General features: G+C 67.5%; 15 protein-coding genes. 5 read left to right on the forward strand and 10 right to left on the reverse strand.

Annotation, left to right across the window (positions count from 1 at the left end; genetic code table 11):
* From CVM50_RS19870 to CVM50_RS19880, 3 genes are all read right to left on the reverse strand, one after another.
* Nucleotides 1-657, reverse strand: coding sequence for an amino acid ABC transporter permease (locus CVM50_RS19870; protein ID WP_085887135.1), 657 nt, complete (start codon nucleotides 655-657; stop codon nucleotides 1-3).
* A 39-nt stretch (nucleotides 658-696) separates the two neighbouring features.
* The gene (locus tag CVM50_RS19875; protein WP_085887136.1) at nucleotides 697-1,344 is read right to left on the reverse strand and encodes an amino acid ABC transporter permease; all 648 of its coding nucleotides are present in this window, start codon (nucleotides 1,342-1,344) and stop codon (nucleotides 697-699) included.
* Nucleotides 1,345-1,442: 98 nt separating this feature from the next.
* Entirely contained in the window at nucleotides 1,443-2,228 is a 786-nt protein-coding gene (locus tag CVM50_RS19880) for a transporter substrate-binding domain-containing protein (protein WP_085887137.1), read from the reverse strand.
* A gap of 143 nt (nucleotides 2,229-2,371) precedes the next feature.
* Here CVM50_RS19880 and CVM50_RS19885 point away from each other — a divergent pair, with 143 nt between their 5' ends.
* Nucleotides 2,372-3,328 carry a LysR family transcriptional regulator gene (locus tag CVM50_RS19885; RefSeq protein WP_198431952.1) on the forward strand — a complete coding sequence of 319 codons (957 nt, stop codon included), beginning with the start codon at nucleotides 2,372-2,374 and terminating at the stop codon, nucleotides 3,326-3,328.
* Here the strand turns inward: CVM50_RS19885 and CVM50_RS19890 are convergent.
* From CVM50_RS19890 to CVM50_RS19905, 4 genes are all read right to left on the reverse strand, one after another.
* Nucleotides 3,319-4,167 (reverse strand): metal ABC transporter permease, encoded by an 849-nt coding sequence (locus tag CVM50_RS19890; RefSeq protein WP_085887139.1) that lies wholly within the window; start codon nucleotides 4,165-4,167, stop codon nucleotides 3,319-3,321. The genes CVM50_RS19885 and CVM50_RS19890 overlap by 10 nt on opposite strands.
* The gene (locus CVM50_RS19895) at nucleotides 4,164-5,027 is read right to left on the reverse strand and encodes a metal ABC transporter permease (RefSeq protein WP_085887140.1); all 864 of its coding nucleotides are present in this window, start codon (nucleotides 5,025-5,027) and stop codon (nucleotides 4,164-4,166) included. The genes CVM50_RS19890 and CVM50_RS19895 overlap by 4 nt, the downstream gene beginning before the upstream one ends.
* On the reverse strand, nucleotides 5,024-5,920 hold the full coding sequence (locus tag CVM50_RS19900) for a manganese/iron ABC transporter ATP-binding protein (RefSeq protein ID WP_100148559.1): 897 nt from the start codon (nucleotides 5,918-5,920) through the stop codon (nucleotides 5,024-5,026). Before CVM50_RS19900 ends, CVM50_RS19895 begins: the two co-directional genes overlap by 4 nt.
* Before the next feature lie 83 nt (nucleotides 5,921-6,003).
* Nucleotides 6,004-6,903, reverse strand: a complete 900-nt coding sequence (locus tag CVM50_RS19905) for a metal ABC transporter substrate-binding protein (RefSeq protein WP_085887141.1) — start codon at nucleotides 6,901-6,903, stop codon at nucleotides 6,004-6,006.
* 274 nt (nucleotides 6,904-7,177) lie between these two features.
* Here CVM50_RS19905 and bhcC point away from each other — a divergent pair, with 274 nt between their 5' ends.
* The 3 genes from bhcC to CVM50_RS19925 all read left to right on the forward strand — a co-directional run bounded on the left by bhcC (nucleotide 7,178) and on the right by CVM50_RS19925 (nucleotide 10,337).
* Complete coding sequence (bhcC, locus tag CVM50_RS19910; RefSeq protein ID WP_085887142.1) at nucleotides 7,178-8,341, forward strand: 3-hydroxy-D-aspartate aldolase BhcC; 1,164 nt, start codon at nucleotides 7,178-7,180, stop codon at nucleotides 8,339-8,341.
* Between the two features lie 20 nt (nucleotides 8,342-8,361).
* Complete coding sequence (locus CVM50_RS19915; RefSeq protein ID WP_085887143.1) at nucleotides 8,362-8,796, forward strand: NUDIX hydrolase; 435 nt, start codon at nucleotides 8,362-8,364, stop codon at nucleotides 8,794-8,796.
* Nucleotides 8,797-9,407: 611 nt separating this feature from the next.
* Nucleotides 9,408-10,337 carry a hypothetical protein gene (locus CVM50_RS19925; RefSeq protein ID WP_085887145.1) on the forward strand — a complete coding sequence of 310 codons (930 nt, stop codon included), beginning with the start codon at nucleotides 9,408-9,410 and terminating at the stop codon, nucleotides 10,335-10,337.
* Between the two features lie 50 nt (nucleotides 10,338-10,387).
* On the opposite strand, the gene CVM50_RS19930 is transcribed toward CVM50_RS19925, so the two are convergent.
* Complete coding sequence (locus tag CVM50_RS19930; protein ID WP_085887146.1) at nucleotides 10,388-10,615, reverse strand: hypothetical protein; 228 nt, start codon at nucleotides 10,613-10,615, stop codon at nucleotides 10,388-10,390.
* Nucleotides 10,616-10,650: 35 nt separating this feature from the next.
* Between CVM50_RS19930 and CVM50_RS19935 the strand changes: the two genes are divergently transcribed.
* A complete protein-coding gene (locus CVM50_RS19935) occupies nucleotides 10,651-11,220 on the forward strand; it encodes a pseudouridine synthase (RefSeq protein WP_085887147.1) in 570 nt (189 codons plus the stop codon).
* A gap of 385 nt (nucleotides 11,221-11,605) precedes the next feature.
* On the opposite strand, the gene dctP is transcribed toward CVM50_RS19935, so the two are convergent.
* Both dctP and CVM50_RS19945 read right to left on the reverse strand, forming a co-directional pair.
* Nucleotides 11,606-12,616, reverse strand: coding sequence for a TRAP transporter substrate-binding protein DctP (gene dctP, locus CVM50_RS19940; RefSeq protein WP_085887148.1), 1,011 nt, complete (start codon nucleotides 12,614-12,616; stop codon nucleotides 11,606-11,608).
* A gap of 202 nt (nucleotides 12,617-12,818) precedes the next feature.
* Nucleotides 12,819-15,284 (reverse strand): heavy metal translocating P-type ATPase, encoded by a 2,466-nt coding sequence (locus CVM50_RS19945; protein WP_085887149.1) that lies wholly within the window; start codon nucleotides 15,282-15,284, stop codon nucleotides 12,819-12,821.
* Between the last annotated feature and the right edge of the window lie 73 nt (nucleotides 15,285-15,357).

Genomic DNA, 15,357 nt, shown 5'->3' on the forward strand with positions numbered 1-15,357 from the left:
TTAGCGGGAAAGCTGGGTGCGGCGCTCGATCCGGCGCAGGACCGCTTCCATCCCGAGGTTGATGAAATAGTAGAGGACGGCGGCAACGGCGTAGAACTCGAACGGGCGGTAGGTGCGCCCGATGGCCAGCTGCGCCGAAAGGGTCAGTTCCGACACGCCGATCACCGACACCAGGGCGGAATCCTTCAGCAGGGCGATCATGTTGTTGCCAATGGGCGGGATCACGTCGCGCACCGCCTGGGGGATCACCACGCGCACCAGCGCCTGGCCGCGGCTGAGGCCGAGGGTGCGCGCGGCCTCCATCTGGCCGCGGTCGACGGCGACGATGGCGGTCTGGATCAGCTCGGAATTGTAGACCGCGAAATGCAGGCCCAGGCCGATCACGCCCGCCACGAAGGCCGGCAGGTCGATGCCCAGTTCCACCAGGCCGAAATAGATCAGGAACAGCTGCAACAGCAGCGGCGTGCCCATGAAGAGCCAGGCGAAGAAGCGGAAGGGCAGCCGCACCAGCAGCGGCGCGTAAAGCGCGATGACGGCCAGCAGGATGCCCCCGAAGAAGCTGAGGACGGCGGCGGCCACGGTGATGGCGATGGTCCACAGCACGCCAAGCAGCAGCGCATCGGCGAAGCCGGGAACCACGGAGAAATCAAGACCCATGGGAACGGCCTTTCTGTCGGGAAATGCGGGCGATCAGGGTCATTGCAGGCGCACCCTGCGGTCGAGGAAACTGATGCCCTTGCCCACCACCGTGATGATGATGAGGTAGAGGACACCGGCCAGCAGGAACATCTCGAAGGGCTTGTAGGTCGAGCCGATGTAGCGCTGCGCGGTATAGGTCAGCTCCACCACCGAGATGGCGGCGACCAGGGCCGTGCCCTTGATCTGGGCGTTGATGTTCACGCCCAGCGGGCGGATCATCAGCCGCAGCGCCTGCGGCAGCACCACCTTGCGGAAGCTCTGCGCACGGCTGAGGCCCAGGGTGCGGGCGGCCTCGCCCTGACCATGGTCGACGGCGACGATGGCGCCACGCATGGTCTCGGTCATGTAGGCGCCGATGTTGACGCCCAGGCCGATGACCCCGGCCTCGAAGGCATCGAGCTGGATGCCCACCTGGGGCCCGCCGAAGTAGAGCAGGAAAAGCTGGATCAGCGCGGGCGTGCCGCGGAAGACACTGACATAGGCCGCCCCGGCAAAGCGCAGCAGGGCAAAACGCGACAGCCGCGCCCAGGCCCCGGCGGCGCCGCACAGAAGGCCCAGCAGGATGGTCAGCACCGACAGCTCGATGGTGACCACCGCCGCTTCCAGGAAATAGGGATAAACCCGGAGGATCAGATCAACGTCCATGGGGATCTTTCAACGTAAGGGCAGCGTTTGGGGAACCCGCCGCGCCCGAAGGGGATCGCGCGCGGCGGGTCCGGTCCGGAGCCGGGGCGCCGACGGCATCAGCGGATGTCTTCGCCGATCCATTCCTCGGCGATCTCGACGTAGGTGCCGTCTTCCATCATCGCGTCCAGGGCTTCCTGCATGGCGGCCTTCAGCTCGGGGTTGCCCTTGCGGATGGCGATGCCGGCGCCGAAGGGTTCGCTTTCGGGATCGTCGAACATCTCGTAGTCGTAGCCGTTCTCGTTCAGCGCCAGGATGGCGGCGATGGAGTCGTTGACGATGGCGTCGACGCGGCCGTTCTCCAGCTCCAGCAGCAGCTCGGGCAGGCCCTTGTAGGTGCGCACGCTGTAGCCCTTGTCTTTGGCCCATTCCTCGTGCGTCTCGCCCAGGGTCACGCCGACCTTGGCGTCCTCCAGGTCCTCCAGAGAGGCGATGCCGCTGCCCGGCTTGGTGAAGATGGCGCGGCGGGTGGTGTAGTAGGGGCCGACGAAATCCACGACCTCGGCACGTTCCTCGGTGATGGTCATGGAGCCGACGATGGCATCGTATTTCTGCGCCAGAAGGCCGCCGATGATGCCGTCCCAGGCGGTGGTCACCACCTCGGTTTCCAGGCCCATGCGGCTGTTGATCTCGGTGCCGATGGCCGGGTCGAAGCCCACGACCGCGTTGCTGTCGCTGACGAAGTTGAACGGAGGATAGGCGCCGGACATGGCGATGCGCATCACGCCCTCTTCCTTCAGCGTGTCCAGTTCGTCGGCCATCACGGGCGCGCTCAGGCCGAGGCCCGCCAGGGCCAGGGTGCCGGCGGCGATGGCGGATGTCATGAGAATGCGGCGGGTGGTCATCAGTCTCTCTCCTGTTGGCGCGCCCGTCGCGGGGCGCGAGAAAAAATCTGGCGGGCGCTTTTTCCTCCCGCGCCTCTTAGGGCTTGCATGCAGCCCCTCATTCCGCAAATAAATAAACCAAATGTTCACCATAGATCAGGACGATGATGGGCCCCGACGAACAACGCTTTCCCTGGCACCTGGACTGGAACCTGCTGCGCACCTTCATGGTGGTGGTGGAACAGCGCGGCATCTCCCGCGCGGGGGATTTCCTGAGCCTGAAGCAACCCACGATCTCCTCCGCGCTGAAGCGGCTGGAAGAGACGATGGGCCATCAGCTGATCGTCAGAAAGCCCAATGAATTCAAGGTAACACGGGCCGGACAGCGTCTTTACGCGGAATGTTCGTCGATCTTCGGAACGGTGTCGCAACTGCCGTCGCTGTTACAGGAAGACGCCTCGGAACTGCGCGGCCATATCTCGATCATGAGCGCCTCGCATGTCGTCTCGGACCATTTCGACGAGGTCCTCAGCCGCTTTTCCGAGGCCCACCCCCGGGTCAGTTTCTCGATCACCGTGGCCAACAGCGACGAGGTCGTCAGCCGGGTCAGCCAGAACCGCGTCTCCTTCGGGATGTGCCTGTTGCACAGGGAACCGGCAGATCTGCGCACGCAGATCCTGTTCCGCGAATATTTCGGCCTGTTCTGCGGCCCGCGCCACCGGCTGTTCGGCCGCGACGACGTGAGCCTCGCGGATCTGGAGGGGGAGCCGGCGGTGTCTTTCCAGACCGAAACCGAGGGCGGCCCGCTGGAGCCCGTCACGCGGCTGCGCCTGCGCGCCAAGATGTCGACGCACTGGAGCGGGATGTCCGCCAATCTGATGGAGACGCGGCGCATGATCGTCGCCAACATCGGCATCGGCGCCCTGCCCCTGCACGTCGCGCGCCGCGACGTGGACCTGGGGATGTTGCGTCAGCTGCCCCCCGACGAAGGGCTGCCCCGGATCAACATCTACCTGCTGAGCAACCCGCGCCGGAAGCTGTCGGAGGCCGAGGCGGCCTTCCACGAGATGCTGAACGCCATGCTGGAGGACGTGCCCCTGGAAGACCGCACCTATACCTGAGAGGCCGCGCCGCTGCGCGAGGCGCGGCGGGTCACGCGGATGCGGTTGACGAAGGCCAGCAGGAAGATCCCGGTCAGCACCAGCACGATGGTCGCGGCGGGCGAGCTGTCCAGCCAGAAGCTGGCATAGGTGCCGCCCAGCATCGACAGCAGGCAGACCACGACCGAGACCCCCAGCATCCGGCCGAAGCTGCGCGTCGTGAGGAAGGCGATGGCCCCCGGAGCGATCAGCAGGGCCACCGCCAGGATCAGCCCCGTGGCCGTCAGCGTGGCGACGATGGTCAGCGACAGGATGGTCAGAAGGCCGTAGTGCAGCAGCCCGACCGGCAGGCCCGAGGCCTTCGCCTGGGCCGGGTCGAAGGCATGCAGCAGCAGGTCCTTCCACTTCAGCAGCAGCGCGGCGGTCACCACCAGGGCGATGCCGCCCGCGGTCCACAGATCCTCCGGCCCCACACCCAGCATGTTGCCGAAGAGGATGTGGTCGAGGTGCACATTGGTGCTGATCGAGGTGTAAAGCACGATGCCCAGCCCGAACATGCCGGAGAAGACCACGCCCATGATCGTGTCCTGCTTCACCCGGCTGTTTTCGGCCAGATACCCCGTGGCCAGCGCCGTTGTCATGCCGGCGGCAAAGGCCCCCAGCACCAACGGCAGCCCCAGGATATAGGCCAGCACCACGCCGGGCAGGATCGCATGGCTGATCGCGTCGCCCATCAGGGCCCAGCCTTTCAGCACCAGGAAGCACGACAGCAGCGCCGTCGGCACCGCCACGATGGCGCAGATCAGGAAGGCATATTGCATGAAGGGGAACTGGAAAGGCAGCAGTAGGGTCTCGGTCATGCCTCCGCCTCCTCATCCAGCGCCGCGCGGGCCCGGGCGCGCGCCGCCAGCATGCCGTGCTTCGGCGCCCAGACGAAGACGCCGAGGAAGATCAGGGTCTGCAGGATGACGATCACGCCCCCCGTGGCCCCGTCAAGGAAATAGCTGATCCAGGCACCGACGAAGCTGGTGCCGGTGCCGATCGCCACCGAGGTCAGGATGAGGCGCGGAAAGCGGTCGCATAGCAGGTAGGCCGTGGCGCCGGGCGTCACCACCATGGCGATCACCAGGAAGGCCCCCACGGTCTGCATCGCCGCCACCACGCAGGCGGCCAGCAGAACGAAGAATACGGCCTTCAGCAGCCCGGGCCGCAGCCCGATGGACCGTGCGTGGCTTTCGTCGAAGAAGACGACGACCAGGTCCTTCCACTTCAGCGCCAGCACCGCCAGCGAGACCACCCCGATGATGACCAGCTGAAGCGTATCCTCAGGCGAGATCGCCAGGATGTTGCCCATGGTGATGGTCTGGATCGACACCGCCATCGGATTGACCGAGGCCATGAAGAGGCCGAGCCCGAAGAAGCTGGTGAAGATCAGCCCGATGATGACATCGACCTTCAGCCCGGAGCGGTTCGACAGGAACAGCATGGCCGCCGCCGCCAACCCGCCCGACAGAAAGGCGCCCAGGGCAAAGGGCAGGCCCAGCATGTAGGCCCCCGCCACCCCCGGCACGACGGAATGCGAAAGGGCGTCGCCGATCAGCGACCAGCCCTTCAGCATCAGGTAGGAGGACAGGAAGGCACAGACGCCGCCCACCAAGGCCGAGACCAGCATGGCGTTCAGCATGTAGCTGTAGGTGAAGGGTTCCCAGAGGGCGCTCACTTCTCGCCCTCCGTCACGCGGGTCTGGTCGCCGTATTGCACGAAGGGGCGTTCGTCATCGGTCAAGATGGTGACATGGCGTTCGTCATCGTCGTCATGCAGATCCGCCCCGCCCAGGGTGAAGTGGCGCAGCACGCCGCCGAAGGCCTGGGTCAGGTTCTCGCGGGTGAAGGTGGTCTCGGTCGGGCCGTAGCCCAGCACGGTGCCCTTCACCAGGACGGTGCGATCGCAGAACTCCGGCACGGTGCCGAGGTTGTGGGTCGAGACCAGCATCACCCGGCCCTCGTCGCGCAACTCGCGCAGCAGCGCGATGATCTGCTCCTCGGTCTTCACGTCGACACCGGTGAAGGGTTCGTCCAGCAGGATCACCTGCCCCTCCTGGGCCAGGGCGCGCGCCAGGAAGACGCGTTTCTTCTGGCCGCCCGACAGCTCGCCGATCTGGCGGTGGCGGAACTCGGTCATGTTGACCCGCGCCAGCGCCTCGGCCACGGCGGCATGATCGGCGGCCCTGGGGCGCCGCAGGAAGCCCATGTGGCCATAGCGCCCCATCATCACCACGTCTTCGACCAGCACCGGGAAGGACCAGTCGACCTCCTCTGACTGGGGGACATAGGCGACCAGGTTCTTCTTCAGCGCCTCCTTCACGGTCATGCCCAGCAGGCGGATTTCTCCGCCCGCGACGGGGACAAATCCCATGATCGCCTTGAACAGAGTGGACTTGCCGGCCCCGTTCACCCCCACCAGGGCGGTGACAGTGCCGCGCGGGATCTCGAAACTGGCGTGGCGCAGGGCGGTGTGGCCGTTGCGATAGGTCACCGTCACGTCGCTGGCCCGGATGCCGCCCCCCGCCTCGTCGGCGCGGGTCTCGGCGGTTGGGGACTGGCTGTCTTTCATCATGCGTCTTTCCATCGGCCCGTACGCGGGCCCTCGTATCCTTACACCGGCCCCGTTGCGGCGGCCGGCGAAATATCGCGGCCCTAGTTCATGCCCTCTTCCAGGCCATGCGCAATGGTCTCTGCGGTGACCCTCATCAGATCGAGGTAGCTGGGCACCGGGCCGCCCGCCTCCGACAGGCTGTCGACGTAAAGGACGCCGCCATATTGGGCACCGGTTTCCCGCGCGACCTGTTTCGCCGGGTCGGTGTTCACCGTGCTTTCGCAGAAGACGACCGGAATGTCGTTCTCGCTCACCCCGTCGATCACGGCCCGCACCTGCTGGGGCGTGCCCATCTGGTCGGCGTTCATCGGCCAGAGGTACAGCTCCTTCATGCCGAAATCCCGGGCGAGGTAGCTGAAGGCGCCCTCGCAGGTCACCAGCCAGCGCTGCGCCTCGGGGATCCGGGCGATCTCCTCGCGCAGCGGCTCCAGCGTGTCGCGCAGCTGCTGGCGGTAGGCCTCGGCATTGGCGGCATAGACCTCGGCGTTGTCGGGGTCGTGCTCGGCAAAGGCCGCCTCGATATTGTCGATGTAGATCATCGCGTTATCCAGGCCCATCCAGGCATGCGGATTGGGCTGCCCCTCGTAGGAGCCGCCGGAGATGGAGATCGGGTCGATCCCCTCGCTCAGCGTCACGGCCGGCACATCGCGCAGGTTGGCGAGGAACTGTTCGAACCACAGCTCCAGGTTCAGGCCGTTCCACAGGATCAGGTCCGCGTCATGGGCGCGCACGATGTCACGCGGGGTGGGTTCGTAGCCGTGGATCTCCGCCCCCGGCTTGGTGAGCGACACGACCTCGGCGGCATCGCCCGCCACCTGGGCGGCCATGTCCGCCAGGACGGTAAAGGTGGTGACCACCTTCATCTTGTCGGCCGCCATGGCCCCCTGCGCCAGCATCAGCGCCAGGCCCGTTCCGCCCAGCAAGGCCTTCCAAGTTGTCATCGCGCGTCAATCCTCGCCCTTGTCCGATACCGCCGCGACCGGGGCCGCAGCTTTCTTGCAACTTATTCTCAACTAAAAAGATGACAAGAGGCGAAGTCAAGAAAGTTGCGAACCGTTCGCAATACATTCATCTCCTCCCCCCTCTTGCCCGCGAAACGCGCAACACAGGGCGACCGATGCGCGCCACACGGGGATCCGCGCCTGCCGCGTGCCCCCTCTGGCCTCTCCAGCGGCCTGCACCTAGGATGCCTGCAGACAGGCCACAGGACGCACCATGACCGCCCCCACCTCCCTCGACGGGCTGGAGCCCGGATATGACATCCCCGCCCTGCCCGGCATGACCCTGGCGGAGGTGCAGACCCCCTGCCTGATCCTTGACCTCGACGCTCTGGAGAGAAACATTGCCAAGCTGGGCGCCTTCATCCGCGCCCGGGGCCTGCGCCACCGGGCGCACGCCAAGATGCACAAGTCGGTCGACGTGGCCCGGCTGCAGATGTCGCTGGGCGGCGCCTGCGGGATCTGCTGTCAGAAGGTGTCGGAGGCGGAGGTCTTTGCCCGCGCCGGCCTGCCGGACATCCTGATCTCGAACCAGGTGCGCGGCGCGGCACGGATCGACCGATTGGCGCGGCTGCCCCGGACCGGAGCGGCGATCTCGGTCTGCCTCGACGACCTGGCCAACGTCGCCGAGCTGCAGGCGGCCTGCGCTCGCCACGGCACCCGGATCGACGCGCTGGTCGAGATCGACTGCGGCGGGTCCCGCTGCGGTACAACCTCTGACGCGCAGATGCTGGCCATCGCCCGCGCCATCGACGCCGCCCCGAACCTGACCTTTGGCGGCATCCAGGCCTACCACGGCCCGGCCCAGCACCTGCCCACCCATGCCGACCGCCGCGCCGCGCTGGATGAAACCATCGCCGTGACCCGCGCCGCCGTCGCCACCTTGACCGACGCGGGCCTCCCGCCCCCGCTGGTCACTGGCGGCGGCACCGGCAGCTACCTCTTCGAGGCGGCCTCGGGCATCTTCACCGAGCTGCAATGTGGCTCCTACGCCTTCATGGATGCCGACTACGGCCGGCTGAGGGATGAGGCGGGCCAGCGCCTGGACGCCGGCACCTGGGACAACGCCCTCTTCCTGCTGACCGAGGTGATGTCCCACACCCACCCGACCCGCGCCATCTGCGACGCCGGACTGAAGGTGCAATCGCTCGACTCGGGCCTGCCGGTGGTGCACGGGCGGTCCGATGTCACCTATACCCAATGCTCCGACGAACATGGCACGATCGAGGACCCGGAAGGCGCGCTGACCGTGGGTGACCGGCTGCGCCTGGTGCCGGGGCATTGCGACCCCACCTGCAACATCCACGACTGGTACGTGGGCCTGCGCGGCGACCGGGTGGAGGTGCTCTGGCCCGTCTCCGCCCGTGGCAAGGCCTTCTGATCCCGATAACGGAGCCGACAATGACCGATCTTGCGCATCCGATTCCCGCCGTGCTCTGCGTCTGCCTGCGCGGACCCGAGGTGCTGCTGGTGCGCCGCGCCAATCCGCCCGATGCCGGGCTCTGGGGCTTTCCCGGCGGCAAGATCGACGCGGGAGAGACCATGGCCCTGGCGGCACAGCGCGAGCTGGCCGAGGAAACCGGGCTGACCGCCCTTTCTGCCGGGCCGGTGCTGGGGGCCAGCGATGTGCTCGACCGCGACGCGGAGGGCGCCCTGCGCCATCACTACGTGCTGCTGGCCGTGCTGTGCACCCTGCCCGCGGATGCTCCGCCCCCACAGGCCGCCGACGATGCGCTGGAGGCCGCCTGGGTGCCCCTGGCCGAGATCGACCACCGCCCCTGCAGCGCCGGGGTCGCCGAACTGGCCAACCTGGCCCGGACCAGCCACGGAGGCTGAAGGCGCCCATGCCTCACGGACGTCGTGACAGGGGCGGAAAAGGCCAGTGCGGCCAGCCACTTGCCAGACAGAGACCGCGTGGCCTGGCAAATTCCGAGCAAAAGAGTCACCCTCCAAAGCCCGATGCTTTCTATCAACTATTTGATTTTATTCACTTTTATCTTGCGCCCGCCGAGGCCACGGGGTAGGAAAGCGTCAAGACAGCAAGCCAGCCAATCGCCAGCAAGCCATCCCCTTTCCCGCCAGCTCGACCGACCCAGCGACCCTCTGCCCAGATGGCAGCACGGTCTGCCAGGCCTCCAGCCCGCTCTCCTCCAGACAGATCCGCGTCACGGCCGCCACCAAGCCCGCCAACCTCCGACCGGAGGACAGCTCGCCAGGCCGCCCCTGTGATGCAGACCGGGCGACCCGGCTCGCCTCACGCTCGCAACCGCGCCCCTGCGCCCCTTCTCCCCAAGGACGCGCACCGCCAGGCAGCCAGCCATCCCGGGCCACCAGCCCGATCGCGTAGTCCAGACACTCCCCCACAACCAAGACGATAGTCCCATTTCCCTCGCAGCGGCAGCCTATACGCTCGTGCAAAGTGGTCATGAGTGTCAGACGTTACCGAAATGCGAAAAAATGTTGAGGCCTCCGCGCCAGACCGGCCAGTCCTGATCGGGATCGCCGGGCAGGACCGGGCGCTGGAACCCGTCATTCGAAGCCTGGAAAACCGTTCAGACGGGCGACGCGCGCCCCTGCGCCTGCGCCGCTTTCCCCTGCCCGATCTCACTGGCCTGGGTGCCGCGCGCCGACTGATGAACGCGGGCCGCTCCGGCGGCTTCGACGCGGTACACTTCGCCGACCCGCTGCGGGCGGACATCACCGACCTGCTGGCCGATCGCCGTTCGCCGCTGGCGCCGGGACAGATCGTCGACACCCTGCTGTTCAGCGACGCAGGGCCCGCGCTTGGCTACGATGCCGGCACCCACGCGCTGCAAGATTGCCTGGCTCCCTTCCTCTCCGGGCGGCCCGCGCACCACGTGCTGATCGTCGGCGCCGGAACCGAGGGACAGTCGGTGGCCATGGCGCTGGCCGCGCTTGGGGTGACCCGGCTGACTTTCTACGACTGCGACATGGGACGCGCGGCGGCGCTGGCCAATCTCGTTAACCGCGCAACGCGGTCCCGTGCCGCGCTGCTGGCCAGTCCGGAAGGCCTGTTCCACGAATTTTCGCGCCCCGGCCTGACCCGCGGCTGGATCGACGGGATCGTCAACGCAACCCCCGTTGGCGGCCCGCACCGGCCGGGCCAGGTCCTGCCGGACGAGGGATTTGAGGCACCGCTGTGGCTGGTCGATATCGCCGCGACCGATGGCACGACACCACTGACCCGACGGGCCGCCGACCGCGGCTGCGCCCTTTTGACGGGGGCCGAGATTGCATGGCGCAGGGCCGAACGGTTGCTGGCCTGCTCCCAGGGTGGCGGGCAGATCGGCTGCTCACCGCGATCCTGCCAGATTGACCTGGCACCATGTGCAACGCCCGTCAGCCAGGCGGGGTGATCCCTCTGCCGCCCCGATCCTGGCGGCCCCGTGCCCACCCTGCCCGCACATCAGGCCCGCAGAAAGCCCGCCTGGCACAGAAGCCATTCGGTGACCCCGCCCTTGCGCGGGGCGACAAGGCAATGCAGGACGAAACGCAGCGGCGACAGTTCGGTCATGGTATCCCCCGATCCATGGGCAAAGGTGATGCAGACCGGGTAGCGCGCGCCGGTAACATCCCCGTGACGGCCCCGCGACCCGTTGATGACCGCGCAGGTGCCCCGCCGACCCGCGCCCACTGGATTTTCCCGCAGCCTCGGGCTAAGCGCGGGGCATGTCGCGCACCATCCTGTTCAACAAGCCCTTCGGCGTCCTGCCGCAATTCACCGACCGTGGCACCGAAGGCTCCGCCCGACCGACGCTGTCGGATCACATCGATCTGCCTGGCGTCTACCCCGCAGGCCGGCTGGACCGCGACAGCGAGGGGCTGATGGTTCTGACCTCGGACGGGCGGCTTCAGGCCCGGATCAGCCATCCCAAGTTCAAGCTGCCGAAACGCTACTGGGCGCAGGTCGAGGGGACGCCCGACGAGGCCGCCCTGAAAGCCCTGCGCGAAGGCGTGACCCTGAAGGACGGGCCGACGCGTCCCGCCAAGCTGCAACGGATCGAGGAACCCGCCGGCCTCTGGCCACGCAATCCGCCGATCCGCGTCCGACAGAGCGTGCCCGACTGCTGGATCGCGCTGGAGATCACCGAAGGCCGCAACCGGCAGGTGCGCCGCATGTGCGCCCACGTCGGCCACCCCTGCCTGCGCCTGATCCGCGCCGCCATCGGCCCCTGGGAGCTTGGCGACCTGTCCCCAGGCGCCTGGCGGGACGCCCCGCAGGTACGCCTGACCCGCTGACCCGGCCCAGGGGCGCGATGCGGCGCACTCCTCCTAGGGGGCCAGAAGCAGCGTCGAAGCCACCTCCCGCTGGAGCCTCGCGCTTGCCCTGCACAGAGTAAACCGAATTGAAGAAGGCCGAGACCTCCTCGGCGCTCGGTCCCGAGCGGCGTCTCTATTGGCCGATGAGACTACCCATGGGGATGTGACCCCGCTCAAGCAGCATAGAGGGATTCCGCAAGCTGCTGTTCAACGGCAACACGTGTTGAATGTATTCAACATGACAAGTCTCACGCCCAATCTGGGTCGCCGGCGACATCACCGAGCGCTCATCCGAGACCAAACCGAGTCTTCAATTTTATTACTTTAATTTCAGTCAATTAGATTAATATGCTAAAGTAGAAGATCACATCTGGGCGTCTCTCAACGCCGCCATCATCGTATCGTAAAGATGCTGCGCCGGCAGGTCTCGGGCGGTCATCTCCGCGATCCACTGATCGCGGATCGGGTCGGCGGCCCTGGCGCGGAAGACGGCCAGATCCTCGTCGGAGAAGGTCACCTTCTCCACCCCGCGCTCTTCCAGCACCTGGCCCCACGTCGCGTAGATCTTCGCGTATTCAGCCATGTAGTGCTCCATCGCCTCGGGCACCGCCGCGTCCAGAGCGGCCCGATGGCCCTCCGGCAGCGCCTCGTAGGCGTCGGTATTGACCACGACCGGGCAATTGACGGTGCCGGGGTTGAGGTTGGTGGTCCACCAATCCGCCACGTCGATCGTGCGGAAACTCAGATGGGCATGAGGGGCAAAGGCCACCGTGTCCACCGTGCCGCTGTCCAGCGCCGCATAGGCCTCGGACGAAGTGACGGAGCTCGGCACGGCGCCCACGGTCCGGAAGGCCTGACCCATGCCGCCCGTGGCGCGCACGCGCATCCCGTCGAAGTCCTTCAAGGTGCGTCGCGGTGCCCCGGTGCCGACGATATTGTATTGCGGCAACGGCGAGGGCATCAGCAGCGTCGCGTTCCAGCGCCCCAGATCTTCCCTTGTGGCCGGGTGGTTATAGACCGCCATTGAAGCTGCGATTTCCTCCTCCAGCGTGTTCACGCCCAGGAACGGCAGTTCCAGCACCGTGATCGTGGGGGTCTTGTCGCGGTGATAGCCGGCGCAGAACTGGGCCATCTCGAACGCCCCGATCGCGATCCCATCCAGGGTCTCGGTGTTCTTCGACAACCCGCCATAGCGGATGTCGAGGGTGAACATGCCCTGTGTACTCTCCTCCAGCAGCTCCGCCAGCTTTTCCACATGGGCGGTGAAGGCCCGCGGCTTGCCCCAGAGAGAGACGCTCCACTCCTCCGCCCGGACGGTCCCGGTAGCGCAAAGGGACAGCGCCGCAGCCGCGGCGCCGATCAAAAAGGGCCTCATGGTGTCCTCCCTTGCCGGCCCTCTCCTCCGGGGCCGATCACAGGGAGAAGCCTAAAGGCTGACCGCCCCCGCGCAAGAGGATTTACCCATCATCGGACCGGACGGGGCGCGCCTTGCCCCGTTCCGCAAGATCATACAGACACAGGATTTTCACCACCTTCCGGTTGTAGATCCCCCGTACGGCTTTCCCTTTTTCAATCTCTCAGGCGATCGCGGCCGTCAGTGCGGGGGCCACGCGGCGCAGGCGCAGGGCGTTGCTGACCACGATGACCGAGGAAGCCGCCATGGCCGCCGACGCCAGCATCGGCGACAGCATCGGCCCACCCCAGAGCGCCAGCAGCCCGGCCGCCACGGGGATCAGCGCGACGTTGTAGGCGAAGGCCCAGAAGAGGTTCTGGTGAATGTTCGACATGGTGCGCCGCGACAGGTCCATCGCAGTCACGACGCCGCGCAGGTCGCCCCCGATCAGCACGACCTCGGCGGCCTCCATGGCCACGTCGGTGCCCGACCCCATGGCGATGCCCACGTCCGCCGCCGCCAGCGCCGGGGCGTCGTTGATGCCATCGCCGGCAAAGATCACCGCACCGGCCTCGGCGCGCAGTTCTTCGACCGCGCGGGCCTTGTCGGTGGGTTTCACCTCTGCCCGGACATGTTCGATCCCCAGTTCGCGGGCCACGTGCTGCGCGGCGGCCTGGCTGTCGCCGGTCACCATGGCAGGGTGCAGACCGCGCGCCTTCAGCGCCGCAATCACGGCGCGGGTTTCCTCGCGGATCTCGTCGGAGATCGCCAGGACGGCCAGAGTCTGGTTGAGCTTCTCGGCATAAAGCACCGTGGCGCCTTCATTTTCCCAGGCCGCCGCCTGACTTTCCAACTCGGGTGGCAGATCGCAGCGCAGGAAGGCCCGGTTGCCGATGCGGATCTCCTCACCGCCGACAAGGCCGGTCAGCCCCTCGCCCGGGATGGCCGTCACGCCCTCCGCCTGCGGCAGGGTCAGCCCGCGCGCCTCGGCACCGGCGACGATGGCGCGACCGATGGGATGTTCCGACTGAGACTCCAGCGCGGCGAGCGCGGCCAGCGCCTCGTCCTCGGCGCCCAGGGCGGCGATCCCGCCCAGCACCGGCTTGCCCCGGGTCAGCGTGCCGGTCTTGTCGAAGGCCACCACTTGCGCCTCCTGCATCCGTTGCAGCGCGTCGCCCCGGCGGAACAGCACACCCAGTTCCGAGGCCCGCCCCGTGCTGACCATGATCGACACCGGAACCGCCAGCCCCATGGCGCAGGGGCAGGCCACGACCAGCACCGAAACGGCCGCAACCACAGCCGCGCCCAGCCCGCCGCCCGCCAGCAGCCAGACCGCCAGGGTCAGCAGCGCCACGACAATCACCGCCGGGACGAAGACCTGCGCCACGCGGTCCACAAGGTTCTGGATCGGCAGCTTGGCGCCCTGCGCCTCGTCCACCGCCTGCATGATGCGGGCCAGCACCGTGTCCTCTCCGGTCGCCGTGGCGCGCATCACCAGCGCGCCTGCGCCGTTGACGGTGCCGCCAATCACCGGATCGCCGGGGCGGCGGGTCGCCGGGATCGGCTCGCCGGTCACCATGCTTTCGTCGATGTCCGACGTGCCTTCGGCAACCACGCCGTCCACCGGCAGGCGGTCGCCGGGCTTCAGCGCGATCATGTCACCGGGCTGCAGGGCGCTGACGGGCACCGGAGAGAGCGTTCCATCAGGTGCGCGCAGCATCGCCTCGCGCACCTGCAGGCCGGCCAGGCGCCGGATCGCGGCGGACGCCCGGCCCCGGGCGCGGGACTCCATCCAGCGGCCCGCCAGGATCAGGGTCACGATGACGGCGGCCGCCTCGAAATAGACATGGGCCGCGCCCTCGGGCAGGACGCCGGGGGCAAAGGTGGCCACGGTGGAATAGGCCCAGGCGGCGGAGGTGCCCAGCACCACCAGCGCGTTCATGTCGGGGGCCATGTGGCGGATCGTGGGCAGGCCCAGGCGGAAGAACCGCGCGCCGGGCCAGGCCAGGACCAGCGTGGTCAGAAGGAACTGGATCACGTTCGAGGCGGTCATGCCGATGCTGTTCTCGATCAGCATGTGGAAGCCCGGCACCAGGTGCGCCCCCATGGCCAGCACCACCACCGGCAGCGACAGCGCGCCGGCCAGAACGGTGTCGCGGCGCAGCCCGGCGGCTTCGGCTTCGGCGCGCGCCTCGGCCTGTTCCGAGGCACTTGCGCCGCTGCTGGCCTCGCGCGCGGAATAGCCTGCTTTTTCAATCGCCTGAACGACGTCCCTCATGTCAACCGCACCGGTCAGGACCTTCGCCCGGGCCGTGCCGTTGGCCAAGTTGAAGGAGGCCTCCTCGACCCCCGGCAGCGCCGTCATCGCCCCCTCGATCCGCGCCGCGCAGGAGCCGCAGGTGGCGCCCTCGACATCCAGGACCAGTGTGGTTTCGGAGGCCGGATAGCCCGCCTCCTGCAACCTGGCCGCCACGGCAGCCGGCGTCAGGCTGCCGTCATGTTCGATCTCAGCCTTGCGGGTCGCCAGGTTCACCCGTGCCTCGCGGGTGCCCGGCATCTCCGACAGGGCGGTTTCCGCCCGCCGCACGCAGCCGCCGCAGTTCAGCCCGGTCACTTCCAAGGTCAGGGTGTGGGGAGATATCTGGTCCATGGGGCACCACCTTTCGACGAATAGATGGATCCGCCACCTATGAAAGGTCAAGGGGCAGCCCTGCTGCCCCTTC

The sequence above is a fragment of the Pseudooceanicola marinus genome, assembly GCF_002786295.1.
In the GTDB taxonomy this organism is placed as follows: Bacteria; Pseudomonadota; Alphaproteobacteria; order Rhodobacterales; family Rhodobacteraceae; genus Pseudooceanicola; species Pseudooceanicola marinus.

Coding starts and splice junctions, on each gene's coding strand:
- CVM50_RS19870 (WP_085887135.1), bottom strand. CDS start 657: ATGGGTCTTGATTTCTCCGTGGTTCCCGGCTTCGCCGATGCGCTGCTG.
- CVM50_RS19875 (WP_085887136.1), bottom strand. CDS start 1,344: ATGGACGTTGATCTGATCCTCCGGGTTTATCCCTATTTCCTGGAAGCG.
- CVM50_RS19880 (WP_085887137.1), bottom strand. CDS start 2,228: ATGACCACCCGCCGCATTCTCATGACATCCGCCATCGCCGCCGGCACC.
- CVM50_RS19885 (WP_198431952.1), top strand. CDS start 2,372: ATGATGGGCCCCGACGAACAACGCTTTCCCTGGCACCTGGACTGGAAC.
- CVM50_RS19890 (WP_085887139.1), bottom strand. CDS start 4,167: ATGACCGAGACCCTACTGCTGCCTTTCCAGTTCCCCTTCATGCAATAT.
- CVM50_RS19900 (WP_100148559.1), bottom strand. CDS start 5,920: ATGAAAGACAGCCAGTCCCCAACCGCCGAGACCCGCGCCGACGAGGCG.
- CVM50_RS19905 (WP_085887141.1), bottom strand. CDS start 6,903: ATGACAACTTGGAAGGCCTTGCTGGGCGGAACGGGCCTGGCGCTGATG.
- bhcC (WP_085887142.1), top strand. CDS start 7,178: ATGACCGCCCCCACCTCCCTCGACGGGCTGGAGCCCGGATATGACATC.
- CVM50_RS19915 (WP_085887143.1), top strand. CDS start 8,362: ATGACCGATCTTGCGCATCCGATTCCCGCCGTGCTCTGCGTCTGCCTG.
- CVM50_RS19925 (WP_085887145.1), top strand. CDS start 9,408: ATGCGAAAAAATGTTGAGGCCTCCGCGCCAGACCGGCCAGTCCTGATC.
- CVM50_RS19935 (WP_085887147.1), top strand. CDS start 10,651: ATGTCGCGCACCATCCTGTTCAACAAGCCCTTCGGCGTCCTGCCGCAA.
- dctP (WP_085887148.1), bottom strand. CDS start 12,616: ATGAGGCCCTTTTTGATCGGCGCCGCGGCTGCGGCGCTGTCCCTTTGC.
- CVM50_RS19945 (WP_085887149.1), bottom strand. CDS start 15,284: ATGGACCAGATATCTCCCCACACCCTGACCTTGGAAGTGACCGGGCTG.